The sequence below is a fragment of the Rheinheimera texasensis DSM 17496 genome (genome assembly GCF_000711985.1).
Classification (GTDB): Bacteria; Pseudomonadota; Gammaproteobacteria; order Enterobacterales; family Alteromonadaceae; genus Pararheinheimera; species Pararheinheimera texasensis.
On the sequence record NZ_KL544005.1, the window covers coordinates 474151 to 492770 of the forward strand.

Sequence of the window (18620 nt, forward strand, 5' to 3'; positions counted from 1 at the left end):
TTAGACCAGACTAGCCAGACCTCCGACGACTGTCCAGCCCTGAACTTGCAGATCCTATGAATTTTTTTGGCTAATTTCCCGCCTGAAGGTGAATTTTCTCTACATATCACTACACATTCGCAGCACATCTAAATCAGTTAAGATGCATGTATTAAGGCCTGTACACCATTTAAACCATCGAAATTGCCCCGGCTCCGGCCAACAAAGCCAACATTGGCCCCCTCATTAGAAAGTCCAACTGTATGCAATGCTGGTGGCAATGTGAAAGAGGCAATGCTGGCACTGTACCGCTCAGCAGACGGATAACGCTGTCCAGATATTTTTTAACCAGGTTAGCTTTAAAAAGCTAAAACCATTAGTTAGCGCTGCCCCGACACTTGCCCAACGCATAGTTTGGTAGCGTTGAATTCATCAAGTTAATTCGCAACAGCGCGCTGCAATTCTGTCAGCAGATGCTCAGCGAGCAGGCGTGCGCCAAACAAACTGGGGTGATCGTCATCAAAATACAATGCGTTGCCATGTTTAACCGCTGAACAAAAACTGTCATTACAGAACACCGGTAGTGGTGAGACCCGAATTAATTTCTCGTCATATTTCAAAGTATCAAGCTGAGCCAAAATAAACTGGTGACGCTGAAAGTAAAACTCCATCGTCGTGGTATGAAACAGATCTAAATGATGATTCTTACTCAATAAATCTTTCGGATATATCAGTTGTCGAATATCAATCGGTAGTTCAGGCAACGGATCTAAAACAACCACACGTTTGCCAGCACTGCGTAACGTTGTAATAAGATGCTGATAGTTTTCCCAAAACAGCTGATAGCTTTGCTCTTTAGTGACATCAAGCGCTGCAATTTCGAATTCAACGCTACGGTCTTCGTCGGGAACTGTTGGATAGTGCTTAATATGTCTACCGGCAATAAAAGCACTGGAACGAAATGCCAGCACGACAGTACTCAAAGAGTTGTCTGACAGAATACGATCTACTGCATCCTGTTGCCACTGCGAGCAGCCTGCCGCGACAAGTTTATGCAGCAGAGCAGGCGGGCAAAAACTACCGCTGTACTGGACAAGCCCAATCTGATTTACATCGAGTAACTTCCCAAGTTCAAATGCCAGCTCAACACCATGACTGTCACTGAGCATCGCCCAATTTTCGGCATAAGGGCCACTCAGCTGGCAAGCATCGGCGGCACTGACGCTGCCATCTTTGGCGTGACATTTTGCCCGCAGCGGGCTGGATTGAATTGAACTGGCCAGTGGAACCGAGCCGTATCGCTCCGGAAAACCGTGCTTCAGATGTATCGCCAGGCCGGACGATATCAAAACGGCACAACCAAATATGCCCGCACTGAAGATGGTGCGGTTTTGATAATATCCGGGGCGCCGGAACGGTCTTTCGATATATCGATAGTTGGCGTATGCGAATGACATACTGAGTAAAATTAACCCGCTGAATACCAGGGCTGTAGGTTCGGCCACAAATAAGAACCGGCTTAATGCAAACACCGGCTGGTGAATGAGATACAACGAATATGAAATTAAACCGACCCAAACCATCGGTTTTAACGACAGGAAGCGGTACACCCAAGTCGTTGGCCGGCAAAAACTGATGATCAAGACAGAACCCAAAACGGGGACCGTCGCTGCCAATCCGGGAAATGGAGTGTCTGGCTGATAGCAGAAAATGCCTGCACCGATCAGCACCAGCCCGGTCATACTCAATATCTGAGCTGCTCCGGCAGGAATTTGTTTTCTGTCCAGCCGATAGATCGCGATCAGACTACCGGCGAACAACTCCCAGGCCCGTGACATAATCAAGAAAAACGCAGCACCCTGTTGCTGTTCAAGTAGTTGGTACTGCGACAAGCTAAGAGAAAGCAAGGATAATGTAATTATCACCACACCAAGAAATGACCTGCCCAATCGATATAACAAGTAGAGCAGCGGAGGAACAAAGATATAAAATTGTTCTTCTACTGCAAGACTCCAGGTGTGCAATAACGGTAACTTTTCTGCTGCAAAACCAAAATAGCCACCATCAAGATAAAAAAAGATATTCGATACAAACAAAACTACCGACACCAGACTCTGACCATATTCCCGAAAGAGCTCAGGCGGAATAATCAGTGCGGCTGCCAGACTGCTGAAAAACAATACTGAGAACAAAGCAGGCAGTATCCGCCTTGCCCGACGCTGATAAAAATTCAACACAGAGAAATTATTTTCTTCCAGCTCTCGCATCAATATATTTGTAATCAAAAACCCACTAATCACAAAAAATATGTCGACACCAACATAACCACCGGAAAACAGGCTAAAACCAGCGTGAAAAAATAATACAGGTAAGACAGCAATACTTCTCAGGCCATCTATATCCTTCCGATACATCATTTGAATAATTTCCTCTCGCAGCCATCCAATGGTGACAATAAATGCGCTGCCTTGTGGTCATGCCATCTAATCTGCGGCAGAAGATAGCAAATTCAGCCGGACTTATTCCACACCACTTTACCCATGCCACGACGATCACGAAGCTTAACCTGCACCATGTCGCACAGACAAAAACCGCTTTACCGCCGTCGTCAAAAAAAACGCTGCATTTACTTACAAATCAAAGCAGCGTTTCACCTGCCCATCTGCTTGAAAAACAACCAGCAGAATGTTTTAGTGGTCAGGCGGCAAGCTTGGGTGTTGAGCTCTGTTGCTGTGGGCCCGCAGCCCGACCTTCAACCAAAATAACAAGGACTTTTGTATGTTAAGCCGGATCTTAAGCCGAAAGTTAAGCCAAAAGTTAAACCCAATATTCAGTAGCTTGAGCTGTACCGCTTTGGTCGTGCTGCTGGCCGGGTGTGGACCCAAACCAGCCGACAACTCTTCAACCACCGCCGACACCAAACCCATCGAAGCCGTCGCCGATCAGCTGGCGCAGCAAGCTGCCGGCAACACAAGCCCGGTCAGTTTTAATGTGCCGGTGCACTACCACACGCTGGAGAATGGCCTGAAAGTGGTGATTTCACCGGACAAAACCGCGCCTCTGGCAGTGATTGGGGTGTACTACAACATCGGTTTTCGCAATGAACCAAAAAACCGTACCGGCTTTGCCCATCTGTTTGAACATATGATGTTCCAGGGCTCTGCCAATCTCGGCAAGATGGAATTTGTCAATCTGGTGCAAAGCAACGGCGGTGTGTTAAACGGCTCCACCCGCTTTGATTTCACCAACTATTTTGAGATTGTGCCGGCACATAAAGTAGAAACTATGCTGTGGGCCGAAGCTGATCGGATGAAAGGCCTCGCCATCACCCAGGACAACCTGACCAACCAGCAAGGCGTGGTGAAAAACGAAGTCAAAGTGAACGTGCTGAACCAGCCCTACGGCGGTTTTCCCTGGCTCGACATGCCGCAGTACGCCTTTGACAACTGGTATAACGCACATAACTTCTACGGCGATTTAGCGCACCTCGACGCTGCCACGCTGGACGATGTTGCCGCCTTTTTCAAAACTTATTATGCGCCGAATAACGCCGTGGTCGTGGTGGTCGGTGACGTAGAAGCTGAAGCCACACTGGCAATGGTGAAAAAATACTTTGCTGCTATTCCGGCTTCAACTTTGCCTGAAGCGCCAGTGCTGACTGAACTGCGCCAGGAACAGGAAAAACGTTTTGTGAAGTACGACAAGCTGGCGCCAAAACCGGCCTTTGCGTTTGCCTACAAAATGCCACCGCGCAACACACCGGAGTATTACGCCATGGGCATTATCGACCAGTTATTGGTGCAAGGCAGCGACAGCCTGCTGTATCAGGAGCTGGTAAAAAATCGCCAGGTGACCGGCTCGGTCGGCGGTGGCATCAATTATCTGCTGGGCAATATGTTTAATTACAACGGCCCGATGCTGTGGATGAGTTCTTTTACCCATGACGAGCAACACAGCACAGAACAACTGGTCGCGGCGGTAGACAGCGTGATTGGCAAATTGCAGGAGCAACCGATCGCGCAGGCCGACATTGACCGCGCCCTGGTCAAACTGCGCTCCAGTCTGTACGACAACTTCGACGGGTTTTACGGTTTCGGCAAGCTGGATTTAATGGCAAGTTTTGCTTTGTTTGACAATAACCCGGCCCGGATCAACGAATTAGAAGCCAATTTTAAAGCGGTGACGCCAGAGGTGATCAAAGCCACAGTGCAGGAATATCTGCGTCCCGGTAACAGAACCATCCTGACGCTGCGCCCGGGTGAAGCCCCGGCAGAAGCGGCCACTACTCCGGCAACAGCGCCGGCAACAGGCAAAGAAGGAACTCAGCCATGAAAGCCTTGATGATGTTATTAACGGCGCTGCTGTGCACGCCGGTTCTTGCCAAAGAAACCCCGCCAGCCGGTGGTGCACCAAAGCCTTTTACCTTAACGGCGCAGCGCACTGTCACGCTGGACAATGGCCTCAGCGTCACTTTTGTCCAATACGGCAATACGCCCAAAGTCATGCTGCGGCTTTTAACCGAAACCGGCAATGTCGATGACGGTGACAAAGATGCTGTCTCTGATTTGAGTTATCAGCTGCTGCTGGAAGGCAGCAAAAACCGAGACGCCAAAACCATAGCGCAGCAAGCAGCGCTGATGGGCGGCCAGCTCAATACGTCGGTGGATGTCAACAGCAGTTTTGTCGAAATCGACGTGTTGTCTGAGTTTGTCGGTGACGCCGCCGGCCTGCTGGCTGATGTAGTGATCAACCCCAATTTCACCGAAGCCGACAAAACCCGGCTGGTGACTAACTTTGTCCGTGATTTAAAAGTCAACAAATCGCAGGCACAAAGCCAGGCCGCCGAAGCTTTTTATCAACATCTGTTTGCCGGCCATCCGTACGGTAAAATCTTTGCTGACGCCGCCAAAGTTGAAGCGTTGACACTGGCCGACTGCCAGCAGTTTGTGCAAAACCATCTGGTGGCAAGTCGCAGCCATTTGTTTATCTCCGGCCAGTTTGACGAAGCCGCCGCCGAAAAAGCCGTACGTGCCGCCTTTGCCGGTATGAACGCTGGCAAAGGCCGCTTACTGACCACAGTCAACAGCAGTGCCAAGCCAGGTCTGGTGTTTATCCCACGCGACAAAGCGGTGCAATCCACCATCCGCCTTGGTTTACCTGTGGTCGACCCGTCACATGCCGATTATGTCGGGCTGGATTTACTCAATACCGTGATTGGCGGTTCCTTTGGCAGCCGGATCACCCGCAATATCCGCGAAGACAAAGGCTACACCTACTCACCGGGTAGTTCGGTCAGCAGCCGGATCAAAGCCGCCGTCTGGTTTCAACAGGCTGATGTCACGGCAGAATCCACCGCTGCGGCTTTAAATGAGATCATCAAAGAGATCCGCCTGCTGCAAAGCACACCGCCGACCGAGCAGGAGCTGAATAACTTTAAAACTTACAAAGGCGGTATTTATGTGCTGCAAAACTCCAGCCGCGGTGCCATTATCAACCAGCTGTGGAACCTGAAAATCCACGGCCTGCCCATGAGTTATCTGGAAAATTATGTGCAGAACATCAACGCCGTCACGCCGCAGCAGTTGTCTGATTTAGCGAAGAAGTACCTGAACGTTGAACAGATGACTTTGGTGGTAGTTGGCGATGCCGCTGCTAAAGCCCAGCTGGCAGCAGATCCGGCACTGAAGACACTTTATAAATTATGATCTTTTCCGCCATCCGGTGCTGTTTGTGCCACCGGATGGCGGCTCCCCTCGCCTGAAGCCACAGAGTTTGCCGGTGCCGACGGCAAGATAAACCGGCTTGTTCCTGGCTCTGACACTCGCCTTTTATTTGGCAGAGGGTCCATCTCCGCCACCGGTAGCAATTCATGCTGTACAGTTTTCAACCAAATAATCGCTGCTGTTTTGCTTATTTTTGCGACGAAATCTACTGCAGGCGATTGACCTTTACTGAATTCAGCAATAGTCTTTGAAAGCGCTTACAGAAAGCGCTTTCAAAGATAATAACAAACTGCGTACAGGCTCATTGACCGACAGCATGCCGCCCTGACGCCAGTTCACCAGTTAACAGGACAAGCACAATGAATAGACGACTTCTGCGGATCATGCCGCAGCAGCCCACTGTGGCGAAGGGTGGAATGTACGGCAGTATGTTCAGCACTTTACTCAGTGCAGCGCTGCTGACCGGCTGTGGTGGTGACACCGCCACTCAGACTGACATCGCCAAAACGGATACCAGCAAACCGGCCACCGGCTGGAACCTGGTATGGAGCGACGAATTCGACGGCCAGAGTATCGATACCAACAAATGGAACTTTGAAGTGAACTGCGCCGGCGGCGGCAATAACGAAAAACAATGTTATACCGCTGACAAGGCCAATGCTTTCCTCTCCGCTGGCATGCTGAATATTGTTGCCAAACCGGCAGCAGCCGGCGCGGAGAAACCTTATACCTCAGCCCGCATCACCACCAAGAAAAAAGCCGATTTTAAATATGGCCGTTTTGAAATGCGCGCCAAGTTGCCATCTGGTCAGGGCGCCTGGCCGGCGTTCTGGATGATGCCTACCGATTCTGTTTATGGTGACTGGCCACGTTCCGGTGAAATCGACATCATGGAAGCGGTCAACCTGAAGGTGAAAGACGCCACAGGCAATGTCGAATCGAATGTGCATGGCACTTTGCATTACGGCAAACCATGGCCAAATAACAGCAGCTCCGGAAAAAACTACGCCCTGCCTGGCGGCAAAAACCCGGCCGACGATTTCAATACTTATGCCGTCGAATGGCAACAAGGTGAGATCCGCTGGTACGTCAACGACTATCTGTACGCGACGCAGCGCCAGTCTGAAGTGCGCTACAACAGCAAAGATCAGGCGGTGGGCCTGAAACACCGCGGCTGGTTTACCGAATATTATGACCAGACCAGCGGCAAGCTGAACACCTATTGGAGCACCGCGCCATTTGATCAGAAATTCTTCCTGATCCTGAACTTCGCCGTAGGCGGCAACTGGCCGGAAAACGTCAATAACAAAGGCATAGACGCCGCCGCTTTTGCCAACGGCCAGAGTTTTGTCATCGATTATGTCCGCGCTTATCAGTGCAGTGCCAATCCGGATACCGGCAAAGGCTGTGAAACCATCCGGCCAGGCTACGACAAAGCAGACGATGCTTTAGTCGAAGGCAAAGCGCCGATCCCGGTGCCGCCGTCAGATGGCGTCGCCCGTAACCTGACCATTTTTGACAATGCCGTCAATCCAAGCTGGCCAGGCTGGGACTGCTGTGGTGGCAGCACGCCAACGGTCGTGAACGACAACCAACGCGGCGGTGTGATGGAGTTTCGTGTCGGCGGCTCGCCAACCGTCAATGGTTTTATCAGCCGCGCCGAATTTATCAAAGACCCGGCCGGCAGCCCTTCGCCTTTTGACGCCTCACCACTGGCCAATACCGGCACTTTAAGTTTTGCAATGAAAGCAGTGTCACTGCCGAACAATCCGGGCGCGGTATGGAAACTCAAAGTCGAAAGTAACAATGCCGCGACCGCTGTTGAGCTGGATTTAACTGCAAGTAACGAAGGCAAAGCACCTGCCGCCGGCGTCTGGCAAACCTACACTTTCCCCTTAAAAAAACTGGCTGACGCTGGCCTCGATTTATCCGCCATTGATGTGGTGATGATTTTCCCGGCCTGGGGCACAGGTGAAGGTGCTGTCTATCAGGTTGATGACGTGAAAATTGCCGGCCCGGGCAGCACAGCACCGTCTCTGACGATTTACAAAGACAGCCAGAACCTCGACTGGCCAATGTGGGATTGTTGTGGTGGCAGCAAACCGACCGAAGAGATGGACGATGCCGCCCATGGTATGACCGCTGAGTTCAAAATCGGCGGCGCGCCAACGGTGATGGGTTTTATCACCCGTCCAGCCAACAACGGCGGCAACAAGCCTTTTGACGCCTCCGCCATTCTGGAAAAAGGTTTGATCAAATTTGACCTCAAAGTCGTCAATGCGCCAAGCGACCCGGCGGCCGTGTGGAAATTTAAAGTTGAAGCCAATAATGCTGCTTCAGCAGTCGAGCTGAATCTGACCGACAGCGTCGAAGGCAAAGCACCAGTGACCGGCCAATGGCAAACTTACAGTTTTAAACTCAGCGACTTAGCCGCCAAAGGTTTAGATGTCAGCGCCATCGACGTCATCATGATTTTCCCGGCCTGGGGCACCGGCAATGGTGCGGTTTACCGTGTCGATAACGTCAGCATCGCTGAACCTGCCCTGCCTTCCAACAGCGGCCTGACGCTGTTTGCCGACGCGGCAGCCGCCAACTGGTCGCTTTGGGATTGTTGTGGTGGCAGTAAGCCAACAGTGGAAGACGATGATGCCGCCCATGGCAAAACCGCTGAGTACAAAATCGGTGGCGCACCAACAGTGATGGGCATCTTCGCCGCCGACGGCACTTACTTTGACGCCAGCAGTATCCTCGACACAGCCGTCGTCAAATTCGAAATGAAGATTGTCACGCCGCCAAACGACAGCAGCGCCGAGTGGCTGTTTAAAATTGAAGCCGATGATGCCGCCAGCGCAGTACAGCTGAAACTGAGCGAAAGCCTTGAAGGCAAAGCGCCGGTCGTTGGCCAGTGGCAGACCTACAGCTACCGGCTAAAAGATTTGGCGGATAAAGGCCTCGACGTCAGCGCCATCGACATTGTGATGATTTTCCCGGCCTGGGGCCAGGGTAACGGCGCCGTGTACCGGCTCGACAACGTCCAGATTAAATAAGCGTGCAGATCAAATAAGCATGCAATTTAAATAATGTTTCAGATCAGTTAGTTGATTAAAACAGATGATCATAAAACAGAGCACAGCATCCGGCAGGCTGTCTTGTCGCCGCCGGTTGCTGTGAAAACAGGATTGAGTATGAACAACACATTTTTCAGCAAAAATAAGCTCACCAGCGCCATGTTGCTGGCATTGAGCACAGGTCTGCCGGTGTATGCTGCGCAGCAGGAAGCCGCTGCAGGTAGCAGCGCAGAAGAAAAAGTTGAAGTGATTGAAATCAAAGGTATTCGCGGCAGTTTAATCCGCTCGATGGATATCAAACGCGAAGCCAATGGTGTGGTCGATGCCATCTCTGCCGAAGAGATGGGTAAATTCCCGGATACTAACCTCGCTGAATCGCTGCAGCGCATCACCGGCGTGTCGGTCAGCCGTGCCAACGGTGAAGGCAGCCAAATCACCGTACGCGGTTTCGGTCCGGATTTTAACCTGGTGACTTTAAACGGCCGGCAAATGCCAGGCACCGGTTATACCCGCTCGTACAATCTGGAAAACTTATCTTCCGAAGGCGTCAGCGCCTTAGAAGTCTACAAAACTGCCCGCGCATCGAACCCAAGCGGTGGTTTAGGTGCGACGGTCAATATCATCACCACCCGACCGCTGCAAAAACCGGGGCTGCATGCTTCGGCCACCGCCAAAGGTATTTATGACAGCAGCAACGAGATTGGCGATGACGTCACGCCGGAGCTGGCGACAGTACTGAGCTCAACGATGTTTGACGACAAAGTCGGCCTGTCGTTGTCATTGTCGCATCAGGAACGGGATTTCCAGAAACAACAGGCCAACGTGCAAGGCTGGCAGGCCAATGTGGCCCTGCCAACGCTCGATGCTGATAAAGTCAAAGACGCCCGCCCGGTCGGGGCGGACGGCAAACCAACCGGCAATTATTACTTTGCCAAAGACATGAACTACAGCATCGAAGATGTGCAGCGTGAACGCAGCAACGGTCAGCTGACGTTACAGGTACGGCCGGTTGACGCCTTTACCGCGACTATCGATTACACCGCATCGCGTGCCATCACGGGCAGCCAGAGCATCGGCTGGGGCATTTGGAACGAATTTGGCGGCAATATCAATGGCTATGAATTAGACGCCAATGGCACTGCGATTTACGCAGATATCAGCGGCAACGACGGCTCATTCACTGCGAACAAGGGCACCACTGAAGTCAAAGCGGCCTCAGTCGGCGTCAATTTTGACTGGCAGGTGTACGACGCCCTGCAACTAACGCTGGATTACCATGATTCCGACAACAAAGCCGATAACGGCGCCGACAAAGGCCTGGGCAGTCAGGGCCAGGTGATCCTGGGTTCAGACCAGCTGCTGCGCAAAGTCTACGACTATCGTACTGGCGAGATCCCACAGGCAATTGTGTACTGGAAAAACGGCACCACCACGCTGAACCCGGGTGAAATTGATTCCAACTTCAGCCAGTTTATCCACTCACCGGGTAAAGCAGAAATTCAGCAGTGGCAGCTCGATGGTAAATGGGACAACGACTATTTCAGCTTCCCGCTGACTGATGTTGGCTTTGGGATCGCCCGTACCGACCAGACCATGGGCGGCCATCAGGGCTGGAGCGGCTTGCGCGGTGGTCCGGGCTTTAATCCGGCTTTCCCGCAGATTTTCCCCGACGCGATGTTTGTCCGCCACAGCACGGCGAATTTCCTCGACCAGTTTGTCGGCGGTGGCAGTGGCATGCAGCCGGGTTATTACTACAGCTATGACTTTGACGAGGCTGTCGCCCGCCAGCTGGCATTCCTGACCAAAGGCGTGATGGGCGCCGATGAATATTCGATTGACCCATACTACGATGGCATCGACAGCGAAAGTTATGTCAACGAAATCACCGACAGCGTTTATGTACAGGGCCGTTTTGATTTCAGCGTCAAAGATATTCCACTGCAGCTCAATGTTGGCCTGCGCTACGAAGAAACCACTGTCGACAGCACAGTGCGGCAGCGCGTCGAAACGCAAGTCAACTGGGAAAGCCCGTCGGAATGGATCACGCAATATCAGCAAGGCGGCACCGCCAACTTCCTGCAGCAGGAAGGCAAACATGATGTGTTGTTGCCGATGTTTGACCTTAAAGCTGAACTCAGTGAAGACTTGGTCGGCCGCTTCTCTTATGGCAAAAGCATCACCCGCGCCCCGCTCGGCTTCCTGGCCGGCGGCCGCAGTTTAAGCGGCAGCCCAAAACCAGACGCCCGCAGCGGCAGTCAGGGCAATACCAATCTGTTGCCGTTTGAGTCGACCAACCTCGATTTAAGCCTGGAATATTATTACGGCGAAGGCAGTTATGCCGCAGTCGGTTATTTCCGCAAAGACGTCGATAACTTTATCCAGACTACTATCACCGAGACCACTATCGAAGGTCTGCGCGATATCCTGAACGGCCCGCGTTACCGCAAAGCAGTGGCAGATATCGTCGCCCGTGGCGAGCAAGCCACCAGCAGCGCGATTTATGCGCAAATGCTGGCAAACGGTAATGGCAATGCCCAAGGCAAAATTGAACCGGCTGCCGATGACCCGCTGATGGTGTGGCAAATCAGCCAGCCGGCCAATACCGACAGTAAAGCAGTGGACGGTTTTGAAGTCGCCTTCCAGCATCTGCTCGGTGAAACTGGTTTTGGTGTTGGCGCCAACGCCACTTTTGTGCAAGGCGATGTTGAATTTGACGTGATGAGCTTAAGCCAGCAAGCCCCGCTGACCGGTTTAAGTGATTCCGCCAACCTGCAGCTGTTTTATGAAAAAGACGGCCTGTCGGTCAAAGTCACTTACGCCTGGCGCGATTCTTACCTGATTGGTGTTGGTCAGGCGCAGGGTTCCAGCGACGCCCCCCCGCAGTTTGCGGAAACTTTTGGCCAGTGGGATTTAAGCGTCAACTACGACATCCTGCCGGAGCTGACCGTATTCCTTGAGGGCATCAACCTGAACAACGAAACCGAACGTGGTTACGGCCGCTTCGAAGAGCAGTTCCTGTTTGCCCGCCAATACGGCCCACGGGTGGCGCTCGGAGTGCGTTACCGGCTGGAATAACAAGTTCGCCTGAAGCAAAAAACGCGGCAAATGCCGCGTTTTTTTAAATCTGTAATTTAATCAACTTGTTACACTGAAAACCTGCTAACACGACTGGCCAGCTCGTTACTGCCAGCCAATGTATCCTGCACAGCGTACCGCACGCATTGCGCGATTTGATTCAATTGCTTAGACATATCAGACAAATGGCTCAAATTGCGTGTAATTTCATTAGCAACCACACTTTGCTGCTCAGTCGCACTGGCCGTTTGAATGGCATGGTCCTGAATTTGCCCGGCGGTGCGTTGTACCGAAGCAAAAGCATCACTGACCTTGTGATTGAGGGTTTCGGTATTTTCTGCCAGCGCCACGCCCTGCTGAATACAATTGACAGCGTCAGCGACACCGCCATGTAACTGCGTGATCATGCTGCGGATATGCTCTGTGGATTGCTGCGTTTTACTGGCCAGCGACCGAACCTCATCAGCGACAACCGCAAAGCCACGGCCCTGCTCCCCGGCCCGCGCAGCCTCAATCGCGGCATTTAACGCCAATAAATTAGTTTGTTCGGCAATACTCTGGATCACACCGGTCACAGAGGCAATTTGTTCAGATTGACCCGCCAGTTGGCCAATCACCACGGCTGCATGCTGTACTTGTTGTGATAGCTGGTGCAACCGGTCCGTTGAATAATCCAGCGACTGCTGGCCCTGAGTGGTGACCTGATGCAGCTGTTGCACCTGTTGCGCGGTTTCCGCAGCATTGCGTGCTACATCTTTAGTCGCACCGCTCATTTCCTCAATGGCAGTTACAATTTGGTCGAGCGCCGCGTCCTGTTGCTGATTTAGCGCGCTGGCCTGTTCGGCGGATAAACCCAGTTGCTGCATTTGCTGCTGTACTGAAACACAACCCGCTTTGACTTCGCCAATCAGACTGGCCAGTTTACCGATGAACTCATCCAGCTCGCGGCTTAAATCACCAGTTTCGTCAGTCCGTTTGCTATTGATGCGGCGGGATAAATCACCATCACCGCTGCTGATTTGTTGTACATCGGCTGTGACTTTACTAATTGCATCAGAGATGCGGCGTGGCGCTATCCAGGCCATCAGCAAACTTCCGAACACCACCAGCGTCGCAATCACCGACACGCTCAGCTTAAACTGTGCAGCCAGCTGGTCGATCTCGGCCCGCTCCGCCTTGGCATACTTACTGACAAGGCCCTCAGCACCATCGTACAAATCCCGCAGCTGGCTGAAGGTTTGTTCAGACTTTGCCAATGCAGCATGCAGCACTTCAGCATCCTGCCGTGGATGACTCAGCAGCTCTTGATTCTGTTGCTGCCATTGTTGATACAGTGCGGTAAAAGGTTGCAGGTAATTGACTATCTCGGGTAACTCAGCAGTGAGTTGCTGAAAAGTCTGCATCCGCTCCAGCGCCTGCTGTGCGTTGCTTTGTGTATCGTGCCGCCAGGCCGCAGCCTGAGCCGGATCCGCTTGCCGGTTGGTCAGCAGATTGGTCAGCGCGAGTCTGGACTGGTAGAGGTCACGGTCTGCATTCTGGATCAGCGATGCGCCATCCGCGTAACGGCCTGCGCTTTGCTGGATAAAGCTGATCAGCAGAAAGGACGCGATCACAACGGCCAGAAAGACCAGACTCAGACTGGTAAACGCCAGGGTGTAACGGGTACGAATGGTGCGAAACCACGACATCGCAAACTCCTTTTGGATGATGCTACCGACACTGCTGCCGGGGCTGTGCCGATTAACGGATATGCTTGATCTATAAGCAGGTATTGTCCCTGCATTAGCTAAAACTAACAGTTGTTAGACTATAAGCAAGTTTTTGATTTTGAAAGATGAGTTAATTTTTCTCAGCTGTAGCATCCGCAGCAACCAGGCCGAGTCCGTTGCAATCGCATGCCTGACTTTTTGCATCGCTCGGTGAGTCAGGCAAGGCTAACGAGCTTAACTTCACCGCAGGTACCTGAACTCCGGGGATCTCCAACTCCAGCCGGAATAGACGTCCGGCGGCGGGTTGTTGCTGCAACTCCATGGGTGTCAGCCCTGCTTGCGCCGTGGTCACAAAGAGTTGGCGCAAGTCCGGCCCGGCAAATGCCAGATTGGTTACGTTGCTGACCGGCAACGCAATAGTGCGGGTTAAGTGGCCGTTACGGTCAAACCGGCTGATCCCGTAGCCACGCCACTGTGCGACCCAAAGACCACCGTCAGCATCCAACGCCATGCCATCCGGAAAGCCCTGTGCCTCAGAGAAACGAATAAATATCTGCTTTTGGACCAGCTCTCCGGTCTGCGATAGCGCAAACCGGTATACTTCCCGGCTGGAAGAACTGGCGTGATATAAGAACTGCCCGTCTTGCGTAAACACAGGCCCGTTGGTCACAACATAGCCTGTATCGACCGTATGTAAACCTCGTTGGTCCCAGCGATATAACTGACCTGAAGGTGTTTGTTCGGCATTATCCATAGTGCCAAACCACAGCCGGCCCTGCAGATCTGCCCCGCCGTCATTGAGGCGGTTGCCGGCCGGTTCGGTCTGCAGCTGCACTTGCGGTAATTCACGGACCTTCCCTGTCTCTGGATCTAACAGGCCGATACTTCGAGACATACCAATCAGCAAAGCCGGGCTGTCTGTGCCAAGCAACCAACAGCCTGGCTGCGACAAAGCAAGCCGTCCGGTTGAAGCTGTCGCTGGCTCAAACCAATACAACCAGGGATGCAAAATGTCGACCCAAAACAGCCGCTGCCGCCTTGAGTCCCAATGAATACCCTCTGCCAGCGCGGCAGCAAGACCGGGACAAAGCTGAACTTTGAGATCTGACATCGTCTGCATCTTCGGTGAACAACAAAACAAGCCACCCTGTCAGAGCAGCACCGACAACAGGCCGGCAGCAAAGGCTACCAGCAGAATCAGCTGGCGTAAACGTTTGCCGTGCAGGTAGCGCCCGACATAACCAGACATTGCCCAGCCAATTAATAATGCAGGCACCGATTGGAAGAACAAGCACAAATCAGCCCAACCGGAAATACCGCCCAGCCAAAGCACGACCATGCCGAAAATATTGATGTAAAGGAAGAAAACACTGAGATTGGCATTTCTGAGCCGGGCATCAGCATGCTGATACAACAGTCCCATTGGCGCGCCACCGGCTGACGTTGCAGTGCCCATAAACCCGGAAAAAATCCCGGCGATGAGATTATTGCGTGCGCTGAGTGCTGGCCGGGCACCGATCACAGATAGCAAAACGGCAATCACAATCAACGCGCCAAACAACTTGCGGTACTGCGCAAATACCAATACCGACATTAACAGTGCAGCCCCCAGCACCCCGATAGTGCCACCAGCCAGCGCATAACTGGTTTGCCGCCACTGTAAATCCTGATGATTCCGCAGTGACATCAGCAGCGTCAGCAGCAATGCATTGAGGATCATCGGCCCAGGCACATATTCTGGCGCCAGCAGAAACAGCAAAGGCGCGCTGAACAGCCCAAGACCAAAACCCAGTAAGCCCTGCAGACAAGCGCCAATCAGCAGGATCAGGTTTACCAGTAACACTTCAACCAAACAGACGGCTCCGGAAAAAAGACTGCAGCAGTGCTGCTTACGAATTTAAATATTATAATACAAATAAAGAAATGCAAGCGAAGACATTTACTTGCAGAGATTTAGTGGGTTGAGGTTGCAGGTCTTTTGGAAGATTTCAGTTGAAAAAGCTCGAATAGCCCGATGATGGTGGCAAAGCAAAAATCACCACCACTGCGTTCGCCCGTTCGCGCTTCCCGCGCTCACTTTTGATCGCTCACCCCGTGGTTGCCGATGTTCGCTTTGTTGAAGTTTGGCGACAGCTGGTTTGGGCGAATTGCGGTTGTTCAAAATCGGAGAGCTTGATAGAAAAGTTAGTTCGGTTGCGGGCAATGTTTATTCGGTACTTCCATCAATAGGTGACATCCGAAATATTTACTTTCGAGCAGATTCAGATTTAATCTCCAAATGAAGTTAATCCAAAGGTTGAGTTACTAAACTTTCCGCCCAGATCTAAGAAGGAATGACAAAGTGATTAATCGTATATTTGTATATGGCACTCTTGCCCCCGGAAGACCAAATGCCCATGTCCTCGGTCACTTGGATGGCTCGTGGCTGAATGCAACCATCCGTGGTCATCTTGTACAAGCCGGCTGGGGCGCGGAGCAAGGTTATCCGGGCGTTGTCATAGATGCTAAAGGTGGTGTTGTTGAAGGATTCATCTTGTCGTTCGAAGGATTGCAACACGAGTGGCAACGGCTTGATGAATTCGAAGGTGAGCAATATCAACGTGTTGTGACTAAAGCCTCACTTGAAGATGGTCAGTTGGTTGAGGTCTACGTGTATCAACTAAGACGTTGAAAATAGATTTCCTCTATTAGTTCACCGGATGAATCATGACCTCAGTAACTCCAGTTAGAAGCCCACCGACACAATGAAGTCAGCTAGTGCAACCAACCACCCGCTGGAGCGAACCGATGAAAATTGTTGATTCAAGGTTTAATATTGCGAAGACTCAACCGGAATGAGTGTTTGAGCGCCGCGCGAGTTGCGTTTTCGCTTCAGATCTGCATTTTTTAGTTGGTTTTCGAGCGGAACCGTGGTGCCTTTTCTTTAGGTAAGTTTTTTTGCAAGACACCATCGGAAGCAGTTCGATTGAACAACTTTAGCGGTTCCCAGAGGTTGAATGGCGCAGTCATTCATCAAAGAAATGGATTCACCGTCAGGTGAAATCTTTGCTATGCAATCTCACCACAAGGTGGAATTATTCAAACACCTAGGGGAAGACTATAGGACGAATGTCTGCAACTGGTACAATTCCACTATCCGATGGAGTGGTACTTTTCGTGAAAGTGGTGGTGCGATTGACTTGCAACACGTGGTAAGGGCAGCGACGCCGTACGGGGCGTTTATAAAACGCCCGCTCTTGGCACAAGAGCTGCCCTGGCACTCACCACCCGCCTTCACGTAATAAAAAAACTCTGGCTACACCCAGCCGCCATCGACGATGACACTTTGCGACGTCAGCATCCGGCTGTCGTCGGCAGCGAGAAACAGCGCCATATCGCAGATGTCGTCGGGTTGCAGTGACTGTTTGATGGCTTGATGCTGGTGAATTTCTTTGACACTGTCGGCATCGAGCCAACGGGCGAGCTGGCGTTCGGTCATGACCCAACCCGGGATCAGGCTATTGACACGGATCTGGTCGGCGCCGTACCGGCCGGCCAGCGTACGGGTTAAACCTTCAATCGCCGCTTTAGCGGTAGTGTAAGCCGGCATACAGGTTTGTTTGATGCGCCAACTGATAGAACCAAGATTGATAATGCTACCGCCACCCAATTGCTGCATTTGCGGAAGCACGGCCTGCGAAGCGAAAAAATAATGGCGTAAATTCACCGCAAAACGCTCGTCCCAGTACTCAACACTGAGCTCTTCCACCTGATGGCGGGTATCGTCAGCAGCATTGTTAATCAGCACGCTGATCAGACCAAACTGTTGTTGCGCCCGGCTGATGCAAGCCTGTAAAGCTTCAATATCGCGAATATCACAGGGTAAAAACAGCGGTGTGGTTAAATCGGCGCTGTTGCAGCGCTGCGCTAACGCCTCGGCGGCGTCACGGGCAATATCGACAAAAGCCACTTTGGCACCCTGCAGATAAAAGCGCTCAACCATGCGGGCGCCAATACCGGTGCCACCGCCGGTGATAAACACCACCTTGCCACGCAGGCTGGGATATTGGGCTTTTTGATTCAGGTCCTGCTGCATCATCATTCCTGCGCCGGCGCTTAACTGCGGCGTTTGATTTCAGCTTCGATAAAGCTCATCGCTTCGTCGATCAGATGCGTCATCAGATTTTTTGCCCGCTCCGGCTGGCGATTGCGGATAGCCAGGCAGATTTTGGCGTGATCTTCAGCCACTGCGACGTCATTGGCTTTGGCCGGTGTGGTGTGCTGAATACTAACATTCAGTGCCGTGCGGATAAAATCACGTAGCTGGAAAAAGAACCGGTTGCGGCTGGCAAATAACACACTGGTATGAAACGCCAGGTCAGCATCATGCATGCTGGCGCTGGGGTCTGTCGCCGCGATACGCATGGCTTCGACGGCTTTTTCAATCTGATCAATATCTTCGTCGCGGGCAAATTCGGCGGCAAGCGCAGCGGCCTGTGGTTCAATCGCCAGCCGCATTTGCAGAAATTCTTTTAACACATGCAAAGACGGGCTGCTGTCGAGTAACCAGCTTAACACGCTGGTGTCGTACAGGTTCCAGTTGCTTGGTTGTTCGACACTGATCCCCTGACGTGGCCGCGACGAGATCAGGCCTTTGGCCGCCAGCATCTTCACCGCTTCGCGCACAGCAGTACGGCTGATGCCGTATTCTTCGCACAGCTGCGCTTCTGTCGGTAAACCGGATTCACAGCTGTATTCACCCGCCACTATGGCCCGGCCCAAATCGTTGGTGACCTGCTCGGATAAATTTAAATTTTCGATGATGCGAACCATGGAGGCTCCTCCAGACAAGGTTGGGTGGCGTCTGTTTGCCGTTTTGCCTGTCATATTAACATATGTTGTGACGATATCTGTCCGTCAACCGACAACTACAACCGGACATTGCGGCCTATGTCTGTGCCGAACCGGTCACAGCCTAGATACCTTTACCCACCAAATTGCCGAAAAACCAAATGAAATTCAAGCTTTAAAGCCGGTTTACCCGGTAATTCAACCCGGTTTCCAGCCCAAGGTCCACAGCGGTTTCT

The 18620-nt window shown here is 52.1% G+C and carries 11 protein-coding genes; 5 read left to right on the forward strand and 6 right to left on the reverse strand.

The features are described from left to right. Positions 1 to 416: 416 nt before the first annotated feature. On the reverse strand, positions 417 to 2396 hold the full coding sequence (locus Q399_RS0112720) for an acyltransferase family protein (RefSeq protein ID WP_051685960.1): 1980 nt from the start codon (positions 2394 to 2396) through the stop codon (positions 417 to 419). A gap of 361 nt (positions 2397 to 2757) precedes the next feature. On the opposite strand from Q399_RS0112720, the gene Q399_RS0112730 reads away from it, so the two are divergent. The 4 genes from Q399_RS0112730 to Q399_RS0112745 all read left to right on the forward strand — a co-directional run bounded on the left by Q399_RS0112730 (position 2758) and on the right by Q399_RS0112745 (position 11845). After that, positions 2758 to 4311, forward strand: a complete 1554-nt coding sequence (locus tag Q399_RS0112730; RefSeq protein WP_084164299.1) for a M16 family metallopeptidase — start codon at positions 2758 to 2760, stop codon at positions 4309 to 4311. Next, complete coding sequence (locus Q399_RS0112735) at positions 4308 to 5684, forward strand: M16 family metallopeptidase (protein WP_037046115.1); 1377 nt, start codon at positions 4308 to 4310, stop codon at positions 5682 to 5684. The genes Q399_RS0112730 and Q399_RS0112735 overlap by 4 nt, the downstream gene beginning before the upstream one ends. A gap of 377 nt (positions 5685 to 6061) precedes the next feature. Further along, positions 6062 to 8749 carry a glycoside hydrolase family 16 protein gene (locus Q399_RS0112740; RefSeq protein WP_245612884.1) on the forward strand — a complete coding sequence of 896 codons (2688 nt, stop codon included), beginning with the start codon at positions 6062 to 6064 and terminating at the stop codon, positions 8747 to 8749. Positions 8750 to 8887: 138 nt separating this feature from the next. Beyond that, positions 8888 to 11845: a TonB-dependent receptor gene (locus Q399_RS0112745; RefSeq protein WP_031569015.1), complete on the forward strand. Its 2958-nt coding sequence runs from the start codon at positions 8888 to 8890 to the stop codon at positions 11843 to 11845. A 68-nt stretch (positions 11846 to 11913) separates the two neighbouring features. On the opposite strand, the gene Q399_RS0112750 is transcribed toward Q399_RS0112745, so the two are convergent. The 3 genes from Q399_RS0112750 to Q399_RS0112760 all read right to left on the reverse strand — a co-directional run bounded on the left by Q399_RS0112750 (position 11914) and on the right by Q399_RS0112760 (position 15397). Continuing rightward, a complete protein-coding gene (locus tag Q399_RS0112750; protein ID WP_031569017.1) occupies positions 11914 to 13533 on the reverse strand; it encodes a methyl-accepting chemotaxis protein in 1620 nt (539 codons plus the stop codon). A gap of 151 nt (positions 13534 to 13684) precedes the next feature. Next, the gene (locus Q399_RS0112755) at positions 13685 to 14665 is read right to left on the reverse strand and encodes an SMP-30/gluconolactonase/LRE family protein (RefSeq protein WP_157836292.1); all 981 of its coding nucleotides are present in this window, start codon (positions 14663 to 14665) and stop codon (positions 13685 to 13687) included. A gap of 39 nt (positions 14666 to 14704) precedes the next feature. Further along, complete coding sequence (locus tag Q399_RS0112760) at positions 14705 to 15397, reverse strand: sulfite exporter TauE/SafE family protein (RefSeq protein ID WP_245612911.1); 693 nt, start codon at positions 15395 to 15397, stop codon at positions 14705 to 14707. Positions 15398 to 15895: 498 nt separating this feature from the next. On the opposite strand from Q399_RS0112760, the gene Q399_RS0112765 reads away from it, so the two are divergent. Beyond that, positions 15896 to 16225 carry a gamma-glutamylcyclotransferase family protein gene (locus tag Q399_RS0112765; protein ID WP_211253317.1) on the forward strand — a complete coding sequence of 110 codons (330 nt, stop codon included), beginning with the start codon at positions 15896 to 15898 and terminating at the stop codon, positions 16223 to 16225. Positions 16226 to 16849: 624 nt separating this feature from the next. Here the strand turns inward: Q399_RS0112765 and Q399_RS0112775 are convergent. Further along, complete coding sequence (locus tag Q399_RS0112775; RefSeq protein ID WP_245612885.1) at positions 16850 to 17635, reverse strand: SDR family NAD(P)-dependent oxidoreductase; 786 nt, start codon at positions 17633 to 17635, stop codon at positions 16850 to 16852. Positions 17636 to 17649: 14 nt separating this feature from the next. After that, positions 17650 to 18366, reverse strand: coding sequence for a FadR/GntR family transcriptional regulator (locus Q399_RS0112780; RefSeq protein WP_031569029.1), 717 nt, complete (start codon positions 18364 to 18366; stop codon positions 17650 to 17652). Between the last annotated feature and the right edge of the window lie 254 nt (positions 18367 to 18620).